Raw genomic sequence first — 17,222 nt, forward strand, 5'->3', positions numbered from 1 at the left:
GTTTCATTGGATGTTAGTGATGAAAGGTAGTTTTCACACGTGCATGTAGTAATGTTCATTAAGTTATGAAATTAAAGAGGTGCTATTATATATGAAAAGAAGAACATTGGATATTCCAGTTACATTGCGAAGAGAGTGGTTTTTAATAGAATTAGCCCATTTAACGAAAAAATATGGAATTGAAATTGCAACTAGCAAAATGGAAGCTGCACCGTTTTTAAGAGATCAAGTTACGGAATCAAAAATAGGATCAGGCCTCCAATATGATAAATATGATGATGAGTATATCATTGAAAATTAAAGGATACCAGCAAAAAAATTCTTTATAACAAAATATAAAATAAAGCAGATTCTAAATATGGAATCTGCTTTATTATGAAATACTTCTAGTCAACTATCCTCTTTCTAGTGTTTTTCCTACATATTTTTCTTGTGTTATTCCAAAAGATTCACGAAGAATGCGAGCATAATCTTTTGATTCTATTGGTCGTTTATTTTTTGTGCCTTTAAAGGTTTCTGTATAATTTTTATTTGTTAATGATACGTGACCATAATCAGTTAATTTACAAGTAATAGCCCCTTTATTAAAAGGCGATTCTTTATGCTCTACAATCACTTTTTGAATGTTATTCACTTTTTTCTCATTTATTGGATGTAAAGTGAAAGCATAGCCTATTTTCCATTCGTGTGAAGGTTCAGATTGCAAGAAATTTGTAGATTCCCCGTTAGCTCCTTTTCTCATTTCTAAAATGTGTGTACCTTTTCGGGTAGTTTGTTTGCGAATTCGATATTCTCCCGTTTGAGAAGAAATCACTTCTCCGTTAAAAGGGACGGGATGTAGAGGTAGATGAGATGCAAAACCTGCGTCTATAACATAATCTTTATAATTATGATTTAATATGATAATGACATGACCATCATCGGGTTTCCATTTATTATCGTAAAGATCATAAACAGTACCAGCTACTTTATATACTTGAAACCCACAATCCATTAAAAAGTAATACAATAAGGAGTTTAATTCATAACAAAGACCGCCTCGTTTTTGAATTAGTAACTTTTCTACTAAGTTATTTTTTGAGATGTTTTTAATAGTACCAGCCATAATATCGAGATTTTCATAGGGGAGAATCAAGCCCATTTTCAAGAGAATTTCATCTAAATCATTAAATGTTATTTCTTTTGCAGGAATTTTTAGTCGTTTAAAAAACTCCTTTTGTAAATTGGTCATCATAAAGCATTCTCCTTTCTTTTTACAGAATTTTCTTCTGCTCACCGATAGGTTAGTACTTATAAAAGTTTAATTCAAGTCTGCGAAAATTATCATAATATATGTTTCTCGAAATATTATTTTCTATTCGGAAATTTCAGTTTAAAATTTAATGGTAGGAAAGTCTTACAGTATAAGCCTCTATTCGTTTGTTTTGTATAAAATTAAATAAAAGTACATATCTTCATTAATCTTTTTTATAACTAGGTGGTAATAAAGTGTTTTTTTCCTAAAGTTTTTTCAAGATTTGTATACTTTATATAGACAATAATGATTTAGAGATATTTGGATTTAGTACGGTTAACAATTATTGAGAAACTTTTTTATAGTGTTCTCTCAAAAGGAAGAGATAGAAACAAAGAGAATAACGTGAGTTAAGAAAGAAGGTGTACTAGTAATCTTTTGCAAATAGGGACAAGATTTTGTTTAAGTAAAAAGATTATCTAGTATTAAGAGAGAAGATAAAAAAATATTACAAAGAGCACCTTCTTTCAAAAAAAGTGGGGGGAGTAACATGCGATTGATGAGAAGATGTGTTGCCTTACTGATTGTATTTTTAATTATGGCTCCAATGATTAGCACGAATGTACGGGCAGAAGTTGTAAAAGAGCTTGGAAAGGGATTTCCTAATACAGAAGTATTTACACCTGGAGAATGGTTTTTAGGTCAAAAACCTGCTAATTATGATGAGAATAAGCCTCCAATTCTTTTTGTACAAGGAAGGAATGGGAATGCTGATAGTTGGTATGGAAAGACAGTGTATCACGATATAAATGATATGTATGACTATGCTTTGAAAGCAGGCTATCAAACAGTATTTATACAATTATATGATGCTGCTGGGAAAGGGTCAGCTAGTCAGTGGGACAACGGAAAATTGTTAGCACAAAAGTTAGAAGAAATATATAATCATTTCGGTAAAAAAGTTAATATTGTAGCACATAGTAAAGGCGGTATCGATACACAGGCTGCATTAGTAGGATATGGTGCAAATCGATTTGTAGGAAATGTTATTACGCTTGCGACGCCACATCATGGCTCAAATTTAGCGGACTTATCATATAGTTGGTGGGCAGGATGGCTTGCTTCTATTTTAGGTCAAAAAGATGATGGTACGTACTCATTACAAATGGGCGAAATGGCAAAATTTCGTTCAACGATTGATAATAATCCAGCAGCTAAATTAAACCGTTACTATACGGCTACTGGGACTAGCTGGGGACCAGTATTTTCTGCGCTATCTATGGGCGGGTTCTATTTGTCATCATACGGTTCAAATGATGGACTAGTAAATGAGTGGAGTGCTAAGTTACCGTATGGAACGCATTTATTTACAGATTCCAGATTTGATCATGATAATATACGAAAAGGATCTGCTGTTTTCTCTCGAATTGAACCATATTTACGTACATCAAATGTAGCTGTACCAGCTTTAGTAGCATCCAGCACTAGTTCAAATGAAAATATAGAACAACTAAATACAACTTCAAATCAAAACATTTTAGGAGGAGAATTGCCACAAAATCAATGGATAGAGCAAACTGTTATGGTTGATAAAAAAGCTGAAGGAATAGTTTCTATCTTAACAGCGTCTTCTGATGTAGAAGTACAAATGATGTCTCCAAAAGGAAAAATGTATACAAATAAGGATAGCGTTATTACTACTGGTGAAGGTGAATCTTTCTTTGGTGGTGCGACAATTAGAACATTTAAATTTGATAAAATGGATGTAGGAGAATGGAAAGTTAAAATGATGGCGAAGCAGTCGAAAGATGCATTTTTAATTGTAAGCGATTACAATAGTGGTGCACCATTTGTTCTCCAAATGCCTACAAAAGTTAAAGTGAATAAATCTGAGTATAAACTGAAAAAATCACCTGTGGCACCTGAAATGAAAGGGGATCTTTCTATAACAGTAAGAGTAGTTAATAAAGAAGGGAAACTAGTCTCTGAATACAATGAATTACAAAAGGGTAATAACAATACGTTTACTGGTGCTTTGAAGGACATAAAGCAACCAGGAGTATATAACGTTACGATGGATATAAAAGGGACGAATAAAGAAGGACAACCGTATAATCGTACAATTGTTAAGTCGGTTTATGTGGAGAAGTAAGAAAGAATGAGAAGTTTTTAATATAAAAAGTACCGAACTTTTGTAGTAGAAGAGTTCGGTACTTTTTTCATGTTTATTAGATTAACAGAAACGTACAATGGAATTTATGTTTGATTATAGGAATCAAAAGAGCATTATTCAATAAAAAAAGATGCTGAAATAGCATCTGAATGTGAAGAGGATTATTAACTTAGTTTTATAACTGTTAATTCAACTGAATTAATACCATTATCACAAGTTGCAATACTTTGACGATTAAAACCACTATTATTTTTCAGTTGAAGAGTGGAATTAGCTGTCACTGTAACAATCGTTTCGCCAGCTAGTTGAAGACATTCGTTATTTGATGAAGTATTCATTTGGAAAGCGAAATCACCTTGACTATTAGCAAGTGGATTATTATTTAAAAATATAGTCATGACTGGAATATGTGGAAATACAGGATTTGAAGTAGTGTTAATCGTTGAAATGAAAGAAACTCTATAATCACCAGCTTGACTAAATTGTATAGTAGTAGGATTTAGTAAGGAAACTCCTCCTGCTATAGGGCCAACGTGATTAAATGGAAAAGGATTTCCAAAAGGAACAGTTATAAACTCAGTTTGCCAAAAAGTGCCGTATGCTGGACAGCTTTTTTTATGTGAATGGTCGTATGAACATTTTTTATAGGAACTAGAAGAGGAGTTGCATGAACATTTTTTATATGAACTGGAAGAAGAGTTACATGAACATTTTTTATTTGAATTTGAAGAATGATAGTATGAACCCAATATATTACCTCCTATTATGAATGAAGTGTATACTCATAGTATTTTATGCTTGTCTTATATAAAAGGTGATAGATTTGGAGTATAAAGTGCTAATACGATGAAATATAGTAATAGAATAGTAGCTGTAACGATTTTGAAGAAGAAAAGGTTGATGTTTTGGTGGAAATATCAGTGGAATATCTTGAAAGATTGAAGTAAAGCGGGCACGCATATTTTACATGTGAAAGTAAAACCATTATCCTCAGTTGTAATGATGTGATCGTTTAAGTGAATGTCTATTTTGTTGTGTTTGTATATTAGAGTTTATGGTTATTATCTTTTATTTACGTAGTGGGGCAGGAAGAAGACGAAAAGTATCGAATGAATGTACATATGTAGCATTGTTTGCTTTTGGTGTGAATAGTAATAAAAGATACGTTGAAATATTTTAAACCGTAACAAAAGAGCGATTAAATAATAGAGGGAGCAACTTACATGGAAAATATATTAAAGGTATCTTCAAAATCAAAACCAAATTCAGTAGCAGGTGCAATAGCTGGTGTACTAAGAACAAGTGGCAATGTGGAAATTCAAGCGATTGGGGCAGGTTCTATAAATCAAGCGATTAAAGCAATTGCAATTGCAAGAGGATTTGTTGCTCCAAGTGGTATTGATTTGGCCTTTGTTCCAGCATTTCAAGAGGTTACTATTAATGATCAAGAAAGAACGGCGATTAAATTAATTGTAGGTCCTAGAAGGAAAAGGTAACTGCAGTAATTCAGTATTGAAATGACATTTAACATAACAAACAAAAAGTGTCACAAATGCTTATGAAATAGGCATTTGTGACACTTTTATAGTTTTGTGAGAATAAAAACCTCTAAAACTGCTCATTCTTCTCCCAAGATTCCACAATATAATGTGCAATCGTCGGGTTGAACCCTTTCCCAACTAAAAACATAATCGCAGCAACTTCTGTTAAAGCGTGTTTGTGTGATGTATGTTTTGCTTCATTTAAACCGTAATCTACCCAAGGTTTTACGAAATCTAGTACAGGTTTCTTTAAAGGTAAAAACTGTGTACCGACAACTTGTTGAATTTGTTGTTGTGTTGGTTCTGTAATTGGTCCAGGCGGTAAGATTTGCGGTTGTGTAATATCGAGTGTTGGTCCTGGTGGTAAAATTTGTGGTTGTGTTGGATCAATTGTTGGTGGTTTAGGCGGTGAGACACGCGCGTTGTAGTTTGGTTGGTACATTTGTTGTTGCGGCTGAGTTGCGTATGGATTTGGTTGAAATTGTTGCTCTTGATTTTGTGGTGCTACATATGGATTTTGAGGGTATTCATAATTAGGACGTGAGTCGTATGGATTTTGTTGATATTCAGTTTCTTGATTTTGCGTTGTTGCATATGGATTTTGCTGATATTGTTGTTCTTGATTTTGCGGTGCTGCATATGGGTTTTGAGGATATTCATAATTAGGACGTGTGTCGTATGAGCTTTGTTGATAATTAGCTTCTTGGTTTTGCGGTGTTTCGTATGGGTTTTGTTCATATTGTTGCTCTTGTTCTTCATATTGTTCTGTGTATCTTTGGTCCTGTTGCTGAGGGTAAAATGGTTGTTGTGGATAAGGCGGTTGATTATTATAGAACATATTTATTCCTCCTCCATGATGATGCTTACCACTCAGTGTATGGGCGGACAAGAAAATATGTGATGAAAAAATGCGGGCGTGTTACAATAAGTAACTGGGTGAAGATAAAATGACAAAACAAGAAAAGATTCAAAAAACAATTACTTTTGTAAAACATATTTTAGAAAAAGATGCGAGTGGGCATGATTGGTATCATATTGAACGCGTACATAAACTGGCGATTTCTTTATCCGAGCAAGAAGGGGGAAATCGTTTTATAATTGAAATGGCAGCATTACTTCACGATGTGGCAGATGAGAAGTTAAATGAAAGTGAAGAAGCAGGAATGAAAAAAGTTTCTGATTGGTTAGAAGAGTTACATGTTGAAGAAGAGGAAAGTAAACATGTTCTTCATATCATCGCCAATATGTCTTATAAAGGTGGTCATGGCGGTAAAGTGGATTCACTTGAAGGGAAGCTTGTTCAAGATGCGGATCGCTTAGACGCTCTTGGAGCAATTGGAATAGCTCGCACATTTGCGTATGGTGGAGCGAAAGGGAGATTAATGTATGATCCAACTATTCCTCCGCGTGAAGTGATGACGAAAGATGAATATAGAAAAAATAACGATCCATCTTTAAATCATTTCTATGAAAAACTTTTAAAACTAAAAGACTTAATGAACACGAACGCAGCAAAACAAGAGGCTGAAGTTCGTCATCGTTATATGGAACAGTTTATTGAACAATTTATGAAAGAGTGGAATGCACAAATATGAAAATGTTAACTGTGGAAAACTTATCGAAATCATACGGAGAAAAACCGTTATTTGATGGATTATCATGTAGTATTACAGAAGGACAACGTGTCGGAATCATTGGTGTAAACGGTACTGGTAAATCGACATTATTAAAAATTATTGCAGGGTTAGAAACTCCTGATACAGGTGATATGACGCATTCACGTGGTTATACAATTAGTTATTTATCACAGCAACCAGAGTTTGATGAAAAACTAACAGTATTAGAACAAGTGTTCCATGGTGATACACCTTTAATTCGTCTTCTTCGTGATTATGAACAATCGTTATTAAATATCGAAAAAGATCCAAGTAATGAAAAAGTACAGGAACAATTATTTGCAGTGCAGCAACGTATGGATGCGATGAGTGCATGGGAAGCAAATGCGAATGCAAAATCGTTATTAACGAAATTAGGAATTACTGATTTTACAGCAACTGTTGGAAACCTATCTGGTGGACAAAAAAAGCGTATTGCAATGGCGCAATGTTTTATTGAAACACCTGATTTATTAATTTTGGATGAGCCTACGAACCATCTTGACCATGAGACAGTTGAATGGTTGGAAGAATATTTAGCAAGATATACTGGTGCGGTATTACTTGTAACCCATGATCGTTATTTCTTAGATCGTGTGACAAACCGCATTTTTGAATTAGACAATGGTAAACTATATAGTTACGAAGGAAACTATAGTACATTTTTAGAAGCGAAAGCACTTCGTGAAGAACAAGAAATTGCGCAAGAATCAAAACGTCAAAACTTATATCGCCGCGAACTAGCATGGATCCGCCGCGGTGCAAAAGCTCGTTCGACAAAGCAAAAAGCACGTATTCAACGATTTGATGAGTTAAAAGGTCAAGAAGGACCAGCTGCAAAACAGTCAGTTGATATTGCGCTTAGCGGGAGTCGCCTTGGCAAAAAAGTACTTGAGTTAAAAGATGTAACGAAAAAATTCGGTGATAAAACGGTATTACACAACTTTAATCATATTGTGAAACCAGGAGATCGTATCGGAATCATTGGAGCGAATGGAAGCGGAAAATCTTCTCTATTAAATATGCTTGCAGGCAAGTTAGCTCCTGATAGTGGTGAAGTTGAAGTAGGACAAACTGTAAAAGTTGCTTATTATACGCAAGAAAATGAAGAGATGAATTTAAATCAGCGTATGATTGAATACATTAAAGAGATTGCAGAAGTTATTCATACGACAGACGGAAAAGTAATTGGTGCATCTCAAATGCTAGAACGTTTCTTATTCCCGACGCACTCACATGGTACACCGCTTGGTAAACTATCTGGTGGTGAAAGAAGACGTTTATATTTATTACGTATTTTAATGGGAGAACCAAACGTACTATTACTTGATGAACCTACGAATGATCTAGATACACAAACATTAACAGTACTGGAAGATTATTTAGAAGATTTCCCAGGTGTCGTTTTAACTGTATCGCATGACCGTTACTTCTTAGATAAAGTAGTAGATGAATTGTTCATCTTTAGTGGCGGAGGCGAAGTGCGTGAATTCCTAGGTAGTTATACGGACTTTTTAGAAATGGAAAAGACGAAAGAACTTATTGAGAAGGCGGAAGTTCAAAAAGAGAAAAAAGTAGTAGAAGAAGCTCCGAAACAACAACGTAAACGTAAACTTTCATACAAAGAGCAGCGTGAATGGGAAACAATTGAAGATACAATTGCCGAACTAGAAGAGAAAATTGAGTCAATTGGAGAAGAACTTGCGAAAGTTGGATCTGACTTCACAAAGGCACAAGAATTATCTGAAGCACAGCAGAAAACAGAAGAAGAGCTAGAAAAAACGATGGAAAGATGGAGTGAACTATCAGACATCGTTGAAGGATTAAAATAAAAACAAGCTGCATATATTGAAAAGTAAAGAGAAAAACTTTACACTATTGGTAGAACCTATTTTAGGAGGGAAAAAATGAGAACATCTAATCCAATGTTGAAAAAAGAGGCATTCCGTAAAGAGGGAGCAAGCGCTTCTGCGATGACGATTGGCGGAACAGTAGGCAAAACGTTTATTATGCTTATCTTGCTACTTGCAACGTCTGTCTATTCATACATACAGATGATGCAGGGGACGATGAAGATGCCGGTATTAATTGGTGCTTTAATCGTTGCGGCAATCATCGCATTTGCGTCTATGTTCTTTCCGCGTATTTCACCTTTTGGTGCACCAATCTATGCGGCGGTAGAAGGGGTTGTATTAGGTAGTATTTCAGCAGTTTATACAATGAAATTTGGCGATTCTATCGTTTTAAATGCTGTATTACTAACAATCTCAATTCTATTTGCAATGTTAGTGTTATATGCAACGCGTGTAGTAAAGGTAACGGATAAATTCCGTACAGGCGTGATGGCAGCAACACTTGGAATTATGGTTATGTATTTAGTCGTATTTCTACTAAACATGTTTGGTGTAACTGTTCCGTACATTCACCAAGGCGGTACGATTGGTATTATTATTAGTGCAGTTGTTATCGTAGTTGCTGCATTAAACTTATTACTAGATTTCGATTTAATCGAAAATGGTGTACGTAGTCAAGCTCCGAAATATATGGAGTGGTACACTGCGATGGGACTAATGCTTACATTAGTTTGGTTATATTTAGAAATTCTTCGTTTCGTTTCTTACTTTACGAAAAATGACTAATAAAAAATCCTGCATGAAAAATGCAGGATTTTTTTATTTTCAAAGATAGAGTGAAATTTTAATCAGTGAGGCTTATACTGCCTGTTAATGCAGGGTAATTTCGGTAATGGTATAATATGGTTGTTGGTAATTCAAATTGAAGGGGGATGGAATATGATGAAAGAGAAGAAAGGGATTATGAAAAAACTATTTTCTAAAAGTTTTTTCATAGAACTAGAAGATGCTTTAACGTATCCATCATCAGAAGTTATTATTTCCGCTATTGAAAGGTATGCGGTTGAATGTCAGGAACAATTGAATTTTGAGAGTAAAGTTAAACCGATTACTTTTTACTTAGAAAATGTAATGTATCGTGTTGAGATAAAGATGGCTCGCGGTGGATATTACATTTCCTGTAGTGAAGTATAAATTTTGAAACCTTACATGTTTAATATATGTAAGGTTTCTTTTTTTCTTTTACAGCATATAAAATAATATTTTTTACTTTAAAATATATTATTTTACGCTTTTTACCCTTCATACATTTTTCTTTACAATGAAGAAAAATATGTGAGGTGGTATAACATATGATGAATCGAGTTGTATTAATTGGTAGATTGACAAAGGAACCAGAATTATACTACACAAAGCAAGGTGTCGCTTATGCACGAGTATGTGTTGCGGTGAATAGAGGTTTTCGAAATAGTTTAGGTGAGCAACAAGTAGATTTTATTAATTGTGTCGTTTGGAGAAAATCGGCTGAGAATGTAACTGAATATTGTAAGAAGGGGTCACTTGTTGGAATTACCGGACGTATTCATACGAGGAATTACGAAGATGATCAAGGAAAGAGAATATATATAACGGAAGTTCTGATTGAGAGCATTACATTTTTGGAGAAAAGGCGGGAGGGGGCATCACAATAAGAGGGCTTAGTAGTATAGCCCTCTATCACTTTTGATTGATACCCTCCCAAACAACATCTAATTGTTGATTGAGTATATTTTTCGCGTTTATTTCATTAGCATGTAATAGTGAATGGGACATTAATGTATAAAAATAAGTACTCATAATTGTAGAGGTGATAATATGTATATCCCATTTACTGTTTAATTTTCCTGTCGCTTTTGCTTCTGCAATAATTGAAGACAAACCTTCTTGTAGTTGTTGTATGCTTTTTACTTCATTTTCTACTAAGTAGTTAGACTTAATAATCTCAAAGACGGCATGCTGCATTAAATCACCATGTCCAGTAAAACGTTCTAGTAAGTTTCCTAGAACAAGTTTGATTCTTTCTTTTGGATGTTCCACATTTTCATATGCTTTTAAACTTTCATTCCATAGCTCAATTTGAGAATCACCTAAAAATAATAATATGTTTTCTTTTTTCGGAAAGTAGTTGAAGAAAGTTCCTTTTGCAATCCCGCATGCAGTAGTAATATCTTGAACCGTTACATTTTCGTACCCGTGTTCTTGGAAGAGTTGTACTGCTTTTAGGAATATAAGTTCTTTTAATTCTTTTTTTCTCGTTTCTCTAAGCATTTTATCTACTCCTAACACAAACAATTATATCTGTTTAATAGATAATCTTAAATAAAATCTTACTTCATGATTAAGTTTAATGTAATTGAAAGAAGGGTAGAGAATGCTGTTTCTCATTTTTGTTATAACTGAAAGTTGTATAGTTCATGTGCTTGCCTTTCAGAAATCCATTTCGGAATACGTTTCATTACTTCGTTTCTCACTATAGTTAAAGGTGTACTTTCTATTTGCGCCATTTTTCCAACTTTCCAAGCAGTATTTGAGATTTTTTCAATTCTATCTCGTCTTTTTTGTTCGTATTCTATGAATGCTTGACGATAATGGGCATTATTCTTAATACATTCAGCTAAAATAATCGCATCTTCAATTGCCTGACAAGCTCCTTGACCTAAATTAGGAGTAAGTGCATGAGCTGCATCCCCAATAAATACGATGCGCTTTTCAAAAAACTGTTTCATTGGTGTAATGTCTACAATGTCACGATGAATCATAGTAACGTCCGATGCATTATTTAAAATAGATGGGATGGGATTGTGGTAAGTTTTGAAATGATTATATAAATCTGCTGTTGTGTAAGCTTTGTATTTTGGATCTCTAGCTTTAGCGTTTATGAGCGCATACCAGTATACTTCGTTATTGGGAAGAGGGACGATACCAAATCTACCGTTTGTTCCCCAAGTTTCAATAAAATCGTTTGTTAAAGAAAGGTTATTAGTAGGAGTTACGCCGCGCCAACACGTATATCCTGCATAACGATAATTATCGCTTTGTGTTACTTGTTTTCGAACGACAGAATGAATACCATCAGCAGCAATGAGTATATTACCAAGTGCTTCACTACCATCTTGGAATAATATTTTTAAGGCGTTTTCTTCATTTTTTTCTATTTTTGCGCATTCTTTTCCCCATTCGACAGTATCTTCTTTTAGTTCAGAAAGTAGTAATTGATGTAAATTTTTTCTATGAATGGAGTACATTTTTGGATAACATGCTGGAATGGTCAATTTATTAAAAATAGTTCCTTTTTCGGATACAAGGTTAAAGCCGTCACTTTCGTTGCCAATTTTTTTTATTCTCTCAGAAATTCCGAATGGTTCAAGTGCTTGCATCGCATTTGGGGCGATGATAATACCTGCACCAGCAACAGTAGGTTCAGTATTTTGGTCATATACTTTTACATCTAATCCTATTTTTTGTAAGGAAATTGCTGCGCAAAGTCCAGCAATACCGCCACCAATAATTATGACATTATTCATTTGATATCCCTCCAACTTAGAGTGACTTTGACCATAAAATGACCGTAGTCATTTTATGAGTTAAGGTTAATCCCTTTTCTGGTATTGTCAATTATACTTTTAACTTTAGTTTTCGAACGATTAGGTGAAAATAGAATGAATGAAACTTCTAAGAAATGTAGAAAAGGAATTAGCAAAATTAAGCATCCGAGTAGGAGTATAGAGTGATAACATGTTACAATACAGCTAAGAACACGCAATAAAGGAGAGTTTTTTACGTGAAGATTAAAGCAATTGAACCGACGCCAAGTCCAAATACAATGAAAGTTATTTTGAATGAAGTATTACCATCAGGAGCGCGAAATAATTATACAAATGAAAATAAAGAACAAGCACCAATGCAAGTGCAAGAAATTTTGAAAATTGAAGGCATTAAAGGTGTATATCATGTAGCCGACTTTTTAGCAGTGGAGCGAAATGCGAAGTTTGACTGGAAAGTTTTATTACAACAAGTTCGTGCTGTTTTCGGCGAACAGGTAGTAGAAGAAAGTGAAGAACAACAACTTGCTCATTTTGGGGAAGTGAAAGTGTTTGTTCAAATGTTCTTTACAATTCCAATGCAAGTAAAGTTAACAGATGGAACATCGGAAGAACGTGTTGGTTTACCAGATCGTTTTAAAGAATCAATTATGAAAGTTCAAATGTCTGCACCAAACGTTGTGAAAGAGCGCAAATGGGTAGAACAAGGTACACGTTACGGTAATTTTGAAGAAATCGGGAAAGAAGTAGTAGAAGAGATTGTTGCTGCTTATTCAGAAGAACGTGTAAATGAAACAGTTAAAGAATTATTAAACCAGGCAGGTACTGTTGAAGTAACGATTCAAAAGCGTGAGCCATATAAAGTAACAGTAGAGATGATGAAAGATGCTGACTGGAAAAATCGTTTTGCAGCATTAGAGCAAATGGATCCTACTGAAGAGGATATGCCAGTGTTGAAGATGGCGTTAGATGATGAAAAAGTTTCAATCCGCCGTTTAGCAACAGCGTATTTAGGTATGGTAAAAGGTGATGGGGTATTGCCGTTATTATATAAAGCGTTATTAGATCGTTCAGTAAGTGTTCGCCGTACAGCGGGTGATTGCTTATCAGACGTAGGTGATCCAGCAGCGATGTTCGTTATGATTAAATCTCTGAAAGATTCAAGTAAATTAGTACGCTGGCGTGCAGCTATGTTCTTATTTGAACTTGGAGATGAAAGTGCGATTCCTGCATTAAAAGCAGCGCAAGATGATCCGGAGTTTGAAGTAGCGATGCAAGCGCGTCTAGCATTAGAGCGTATTGAAGGTGGAGAAGAAGCAAAAGGTTCTGTATGGAAACAAATGACGGAGTCTCGTAAAGGGGAGTAATGTATGATTGTTTTCTATGATAGTTGGTGTCCGATGTGTACGGCGGTTGCAGAACGTACGAAAAAACTAGATAAAAAGGGTAAGATGGAATTTGTTTCATTTCGAGATGAAGATGTAGTTGAGAAGTATGAACTTTCTCAAGAACTACAAAGTAAGATGGAACAAAGATTGTATATTTTAAAAAATAATAAGTGGTATGCCGGAATTCATAGCATACATGTATTAGCAAAGGCCGTTCCATCTTATTGGTTTGCCGTTCCTTTTATAAAACTATCTATCGTACTCGGATTTGGAAGTAAAGTATACGATTATATCGCTAACAATAGAAAACTTGTCCCAGTTGGACATTGCCGTGAAGGGGTTTGTGAAATCCCTACAAAAAAATGAAATCATCGTTATCTTTCTTTTGCACCTAGTAATAGAGCGTGATATGATGAATTTGGAATGAAAGTTGAAGGAGAGATTACACGATGTCAAATGCTTATGAAGAATACATGCGCCAAATGGTAATCCCAATGCGTCAAGAATTAGTGCGTTCTGGGTTTGAAGAGTTAACTACAGAAGAAGCTGTAACAGAATTTATGGAAAACACGGCAGGTACAACTTTAGTAGTTGTAAACTCAGTTTGTGGTTGTGCAGCTGGTTTAGCACGTCCATCAGCAGGTCAAGCAGTTGTTCGTGCTGAAAAACTGCCAGATCATCTTGTAACTGTATTCGCAGGTCAAGATAAAGATGCTACTGCAAAAATGCGTGAATACTTCGGAGAAATTCCTCCATCTTCACCATCTATGGCATTATTAAAAGGAAAAGAAGTTGTTCACTTCATTCACCGTCATGAAATTGAAGGTGCAACTATGGACGAAATTATTACGAACTTAGAACAAGCTTTCGAAAAGAATTGCTAAAGAAGGGGGAGAGTAAATCTCCCTCTTTTCTTTATATAGAGGTGAAACAATGATCGTAACAACAGCAGGAAGAACAAACAAAGAAATGACAGATTATGCAAACAAGGTAGCGGCAGAATTAAATCGTTCTTTCGTTAAACGTAATGACGTACCAGTACATAAACTGCATGAGCAGTATGAACAAGATGTACTTGTTGTAGGGAAAAACCGATTAGCTATTTATCCGAGAGGAACGGAAGAGTCATTTTTCTTTCATCCAAACTCAGCGATGTTTCGTGTGAAAAGGTTAATGCGCGGAGAACACGATCCGTTTGTACAAGCCGCGCAATTAGAGAGCGGAATGACAGTATTAGATTGTACGCTCGGTATGGCATCAGATAGTATTGTAGCTAGTTATATTGTTGGTGAAAGCGGAAAAGTAACGGGACTTGAAGGCAATGAGTATATGGCTTATATTATGGAAAATGGTTTGAAAACATGGTCTTCAACTGTTTCTGAAATTGATGAGGCAATGCAACGAATCGATGTGAAGCAAACGGAGCATTACGCATTTTTAACACAATGTGAAGACAATAGTTATGATGTTGTGTACCTTGATCCGATGTTTGAAGAAACTGTTATAGAATCAGATGGAATAAAAGGATTAAAACACTTCGCTTTGTATCATGATATTACTAACGAAACAATTGCAGAAGCGAAGCGTGTGGCGAGAAAGCGTGTCGTTCTGAAAGATCATTTCCGTAGTTCTAGATTTGAAAAACATAATTTTCATGTATACAAAAGAAGAAGTGCTAAGTTTCATTTTGGTGTAATTGACCCTTGCTAATTGTTTGAAAAGATGTATAATAAGCAATAATTAATTAAATATACTGTCGGTGATGAAGAGAGTAGTCTTTTTTAGAAGGAAAGCGAGCTAGGGATGGTGTGAGCCTAGTGCGGAAGGAAAAGATGAAGCGCACTTCGGAGATGCTTCTTGAACGAATAGTAGAGTAAGCCGAGGCCCCCTGTCCTCGTTATAAACGGGAAAGTGGTTCGTAATGAACAACAAGGGTGGTACCACGGGTTTAAACTCGTCTCTTTTTAGAGACGAGTTTTTTGTGTTTGAAAAAATAAGGAGGTTATATAGTATGGATTATAAAACGCAGTTTGCGGAAAGTTTATCCGATATTTTTACGAATGAATTAACGCAAAATCAAATTTTAGATTTAATCGAAACGCCGAAACAAGATGAATTCGGAGATGCGGCATTTCCATGTTTTTCACTTGCGAAGCAATATAAAAAATCACCAGCTATTATCGCAAAGGAAGTTGCAGGAAAATTAAGTGATCCATTTTTTACGAAAGTAGAGGCTGTTGGTCCTTATGTAAATGTCTTTTTTAATCGTGAGACGGTAAGTGATGATGTATTAAAAACGGTTTTAGCGGAGAAAGAAGAGTACGGTCAAAATCACTTTGGTTGTGAAAAAACGGTAGTTATCGATTATTCCTCTCCTAATATCGCGAAACCTTTTTCAATGGGGCATTTACGTTCTACAATGATTGGAAATTCACTGAAACATATTGCTGAAAAATGTGGTTATGAAGTTGTAGGAATTAATTATATTGGAGACTGGGGCACACAGTTTGGAAAGTTAATTACCGCTTATAAAAAATGGGGAAATGAAGCAGTAGTTAAAGAGGATCCAATACGTGAACTATTTAAGTTATATGTTCAATTTCATGAAGAGGTAAAAGACGATGAAGAATTAGAAGAAGATGGACGCGCTTGGTTTAAGAAATTAGAAGAAGGTGATGAAGAAGCTGTTGAGCTTTGGAATTGGTTCCGTCACGAATCCTTAAAAGAATTTTCTCGTATTTATGAACTTCTCGGTGTTGAGTTTACTAATTTTCAAGGAGAAGCCTTTTATAATAACTTAATGGAAGATTTTATTGGGATTTTAGAAGAACATGATTTGCTTGAAGAGTCAGAAGGTGCGTTAGTCGTTAATTTAGAAGAAGAGGGAATGCCGCCTTGCTTAATTAGAAAATCCGATGGTGCAACGATTTACGCAACACGTGACTTAACAGCAGCGTTATACCGTCAAAACACATATGCATTTGATAAAGCGTTATATGTAGTTGGCCCAGAACAAAGTTTACATTTTAATCAATTTTTCACTGTATTAAAAAAGCTTGGTTACAATTGGGTTGACGGCATGGAACATGTACCGTTTGGGTTCATTTTAAAAAATGGTAAGAAAATGTCGACACGTAAAGGAAGAGTTATTTTACTTGAAGAAGTACTTGAAGAAGCAATTGACCTTGCAAAACAAAATATTGAAGAGAAAAATCCAAACTTAAAACAGAAAGAAGAAGTAGCGAAGCAAGTCGGTGTTGGCGCAGTTATCTTTCACGATTTAAAAAACGAGCGTATGCATAATATCGAATTCTCATTAGAAAACATGCTGAAATTTGAAGGTGAAACAGGACCGTATGTACAGTACACACATGCACGTGCTTGCTCTATTTTAAGAAAAGAAAGTGTAGAATTTGAAACGTGTACGTTTGCATTAAAAGATGATCATAGCTGGAGCGTTGTAAAATTACTGAATAAATTCCCTCAAATAATTGAAGCAGCTTTCAACAAAAATGAGCCATCAATCATTTCAAAATATGTATTGGATGTAGCACAATCGTTTAATAAATATTACGGTAATGTTCGTATATTAGAAGAGAGCGAAGAGAAAGACAGCAGACTCGCATTAGTGTATGCTGTGACGGTTGTATTAAAAGAGGGATTACGTTTACTTGGGGTGGAGGCACCTGAGGAGATGTGAAACAAATAGGTATACGTATCATAGTAGATATGTATGCCTATTTATTTTTATAGAAAATGTGAAAGCAGAAGTTTTATTTTATTAAATCTAAATTTTT

The 17,222-nt window shown here is 34.9% G+C and carries 18 protein-coding genes and 1 other annotated feature; of the genes, 13 read left to right on the forward strand and 5 right to left on the reverse strand.

Annotation, left to right across the window (positions count from 1 at the left end; translation table 11 throughout):
• The first annotated feature begins 91 nt into the window (after positions 1 to 91).
• On the forward strand, positions 92 to 301 hold the full coding sequence (locus JDS99_RS14130; RefSeq protein WP_000830261.1) for a hypothetical protein: 210 nt from the start codon (positions 92 to 94) through the stop codon (positions 299 to 301).
• Positions 302 to 394: 93 nt separating this feature from the next.
• Here JDS99_RS14130 and JDS99_RS14135 read toward each other — a convergent pair whose 3' ends face one another.
• A complete protein-coding gene (locus JDS99_RS14135) occupies positions 395 to 1,234 on the reverse strand; it encodes an arylamine N-acetyltransferase family protein (protein ID WP_097907125.1) in 840 nt (279 codons plus the stop codon).
• 550 nt (positions 1,235 to 1,784) lie between these two features.
• Between JDS99_RS14135 and JDS99_RS14140 the strand changes: the two genes are divergently transcribed.
• Entirely contained in the window at positions 1,785 to 3,386 is a 1,602-nt protein-coding gene (locus JDS99_RS14140) for an esterase/lipase family protein (protein ID WP_199695240.1), read from the forward strand.
• A gap of 185 nt (positions 3,387 to 3,571) precedes the next feature.
• Here the strand turns inward: JDS99_RS14140 and JDS99_RS14145 are convergent, their stop codons facing one another.
• Positions 3,572 to 4,156, reverse strand: a complete 585-nt coding sequence (locus JDS99_RS14145) for a preprotein translocase (RefSeq protein ID WP_088063174.1) — start codon at positions 4,154 to 4,156, stop codon at positions 3,572 to 3,574.
• Between the two features lie 474 nt (positions 4,157 to 4,630).
• Here JDS99_RS14145 and spoVS point away from each other — a divergent pair, with 474 nt between their 5' ends.
• On the forward strand, positions 4,631 to 4,903 hold the full coding sequence (gene spoVS / locus JDS99_RS14150) for a stage V sporulation protein SpoVS (protein WP_000427790.1): 273 nt from the start codon (positions 4,631 to 4,633) through the stop codon (positions 4,901 to 4,903).
• A 112-nt stretch (positions 4,904 to 5,015) separates the two neighbouring features.
• Here spoVS and JDS99_RS14155 read toward each other — a convergent pair whose 3' ends face one another.
• Entirely contained in the window at positions 5,016 to 5,786 is a 771-nt protein-coding gene (locus JDS99_RS14155) for a hypothetical protein (RefSeq protein ID WP_088609104.1), read from the reverse strand.
• 109 nt (positions 5,787 to 5,895) lie between these two features.
• On the opposite strand from JDS99_RS14155, the gene JDS99_RS14160 reads away from it, so the two are divergent.
• The 5 genes from JDS99_RS14160 to JDS99_RS14180 all read left to right on the forward strand — a co-directional run bounded on the left by JDS99_RS14160 (position 5,896) and on the right by JDS99_RS14180 (position 10,147).
• Positions 5,896 to 6,543 carry an HD domain-containing protein gene (locus JDS99_RS14160; protein ID WP_087982623.1) on the forward strand — a complete coding sequence of 216 codons (648 nt, stop codon included), beginning with the start codon at positions 5,896 to 5,898 and terminating at the stop codon, positions 6,541 to 6,543.
• The gene (locus JDS99_RS14165) at positions 6,540 to 8,435 is read left to right on the forward strand and encodes an ABC-F family ATP-binding cassette domain-containing protein (RefSeq protein WP_087982620.1); all 1,896 of its coding nucleotides are present in this window, start codon (positions 6,540 to 6,542) and stop codon (positions 8,433 to 8,435) included. Before JDS99_RS14160 ends, JDS99_RS14165 begins: the two co-directional genes overlap by 4 nt.
• Positions 8,436 to 8,510: 75 nt before the next feature.
• Entirely contained in the window at positions 8,511 to 9,242 is a 732-nt protein-coding gene (locus JDS99_RS14170; RefSeq protein WP_001260655.1) for a Bax inhibitor-1/YccA family protein, read from the forward strand.
• 153 nt (positions 9,243 to 9,395) lie between these two features.
• Positions 9,396 to 9,650 (forward strand): DUF4318 domain-containing protein, encoded by a 255-nt coding sequence (locus JDS99_RS14175; RefSeq protein ID WP_000975142.1) that lies wholly within the window; start codon positions 9,396 to 9,398, stop codon positions 9,648 to 9,650.
• A 158-nt stretch (positions 9,651 to 9,808) separates the two neighbouring features.
• Positions 9,809 to 10,147: a single-stranded DNA-binding protein gene (locus tag JDS99_RS14180; RefSeq protein ID WP_048540931.1), complete on the forward strand. Its 339-nt coding sequence runs from the start codon at positions 9,809 to 9,811 to the stop codon at positions 10,145 to 10,147.
• A gap of 25 nt (positions 10,148 to 10,172) precedes the next feature.
• On the opposite strand, the gene JDS99_RS14185 is transcribed toward JDS99_RS14180, so the two are convergent.
• Together JDS99_RS14185 and JDS99_RS14190 are read right to left on the reverse strand one after the other, a co-directional pair.
• Complete coding sequence (locus JDS99_RS14185) at positions 10,173 to 10,763, reverse strand: TetR/AcrR family transcriptional regulator (RefSeq protein WP_199695241.1); 591 nt, start codon at positions 10,761 to 10,763, stop codon at positions 10,173 to 10,175.
• A 122-nt stretch (positions 10,764 to 10,885) separates the two neighbouring features.
• Positions 10,886 to 12,034, reverse strand: a complete 1,149-nt coding sequence (locus JDS99_RS14190) for an FAD-dependent monooxygenase (RefSeq protein ID WP_255543207.1) — start codon at positions 12,032 to 12,034, stop codon at positions 10,886 to 10,888.
• A gap of 242 nt (positions 12,035 to 12,276) precedes the next feature.
• On the opposite strand from JDS99_RS14190, the gene JDS99_RS14195 reads away from it, so the two are divergent.
• From JDS99_RS14195 to argS, 5 genes are all read left to right on the forward strand, one after another.
• Positions 12,277 to 13,404 (forward strand): virulence factor, encoded by a 1,128-nt coding sequence (locus JDS99_RS14195; RefSeq protein ID WP_199695243.1) that lies wholly within the window; start codon positions 12,277 to 12,279, stop codon positions 13,402 to 13,404.
• A 3-nt stretch (positions 13,405 to 13,407) separates the two neighbouring features.
• Complete coding sequence (locus JDS99_RS14200; RefSeq protein ID WP_199695244.1) at positions 13,408 to 13,791, forward strand: thiol-disulfide oxidoreductase DCC family protein; 384 nt, start codon at positions 13,408 to 13,410, stop codon at positions 13,789 to 13,791.
• Positions 13,792 to 13,874: 83 nt separating this feature from the next.
• Positions 13,875 to 14,309, forward strand: a complete 435-nt coding sequence (locus JDS99_RS14205; protein ID WP_199695245.1) for a BrxA/BrxB family bacilliredoxin — start codon at positions 13,875 to 13,877, stop codon at positions 14,307 to 14,309.
• A gap of 49 nt (positions 14,310 to 14,358) precedes the next feature.
• On the forward strand, positions 14,359 to 15,135 hold the full coding sequence (locus tag JDS99_RS14210; RefSeq protein ID WP_087982606.1) for a class I SAM-dependent methyltransferase: 777 nt from the start codon (positions 14,359 to 14,361) through the stop codon (positions 15,133 to 15,135).
• Between the two features lie 40 nt (positions 15,136 to 15,175).
• Positions 15,176 to 15,390, forward strand: a binding site (T-box leader).
• A 46-nt stretch (positions 15,391 to 15,436) separates the two neighbouring features.
• Positions 15,437 to 17,125 carry an arginine--tRNA ligase gene (gene argS / locus JDS99_RS14215; protein ID WP_199695246.1) on the forward strand — a complete coding sequence of 563 codons (1,689 nt, stop codon included), beginning with the start codon at positions 15,437 to 15,439 and terminating at the stop codon, positions 17,123 to 17,125.
• Positions 17,126 to 17,222 lie beyond the last annotated feature (97 nt).

The sequence above is a fragment of the Bacillus cereus group sp. N6 genome, assembly GCF_016483705.1.
GTDB lineage: Bacteria > Bacillota > Bacilli > Bacillales > Bacillaceae_G > Bacillus_A > Bacillus_A wiedmannii.

What these genes read in the sequence shown, in the direction of transcription:
- JDS99_RS14130 (WP_000830261.1), top strand. Translation starts at nt 92, where the DNA reads ATGAAAAGAAGAACATTGGATATTCCAGTTACATTGCGAAGAGAGTGG.
- JDS99_RS14135 (WP_097907125.1), bottom strand. Translation starts at nt 1,234, where the DNA reads ATGATGACCAATTTACAAAAGGAGTTTTTTAAACGACTAAAAATTCCT.
- JDS99_RS14140 (WP_199695240.1), top strand. Translation starts at nt 1,785, where the DNA reads ATGCGATTGATGAGAAGATGTGTTGCCTTACTGATTGTATTTTTAATT.
- spoVS (WP_000427790.1), top strand. Translation starts at nt 4,631, where the DNA reads ATGGAAAATATATTAAAGGTATCTTCAAAATCAAAACCAAATTCAGTA.
- JDS99_RS14155 (WP_088609104.1), bottom strand. Translation starts at nt 5,786, where the DNA reads ATGTTCTATAATAATCAACCGCCTTATCCACAACAACCATTTTACCCT.
- JDS99_RS14160 (WP_087982623.1), top strand. Translation starts at nt 5,896, where the DNA reads ATGACAAAACAAGAAAAGATTCAAAAAACAATTACTTTTGTAAAACAT.
- JDS99_RS14165 (WP_087982620.1), top strand. Translation starts at nt 6,540, where the DNA reads ATGAAAATGTTAACTGTGGAAAACTTATCGAAATCATACGGAGAAAAA.
- JDS99_RS14170 (WP_001260655.1), top strand. Translation starts at nt 8,511, where the DNA reads ATGAGAACATCTAATCCAATGTTGAAAAAAGAGGCATTCCGTAAAGAG.
- JDS99_RS14175 (WP_000975142.1), top strand. Translation starts at nt 9,396, where the DNA reads ATGATGAAAGAGAAGAAAGGGATTATGAAAAAACTATTTTCTAAAAGT.
- JDS99_RS14180 (WP_048540931.1), top strand. Translation starts at nt 9,809, where the DNA reads ATGATGAATCGAGTTGTATTAATTGGTAGATTGACAAAGGAACCAGAA.
- JDS99_RS14185 (WP_199695241.1), bottom strand. Translation starts at nt 10,763, where the DNA reads ATGCTTAGAGAAACGAGAAAAAAAGAATTAAAAGAACTTATATTCCTA.
- JDS99_RS14200 (WP_199695244.1), top strand. Translation starts at nt 13,408, where the DNA reads ATGATTGTTTTCTATGATAGTTGGTGTCCGATGTGTACGGCGGTTGCA.
- JDS99_RS14205 (WP_199695245.1), top strand. Translation starts at nt 13,875, where the DNA reads ATGTCAAATGCTTATGAAGAATACATGCGCCAAATGGTAATCCCAATG.
- JDS99_RS14210 (WP_087982606.1), top strand. Translation starts at nt 14,359, where the DNA reads ATGATCGTAACAACAGCAGGAAGAACAAACAAAGAAATGACAGATTAT.
- argS (WP_199695246.1), top strand. Translation starts at nt 15,437, where the DNA reads ATGGATTATAAAACGCAGTTTGCGGAAAGTTTATCCGATATTTTTACG.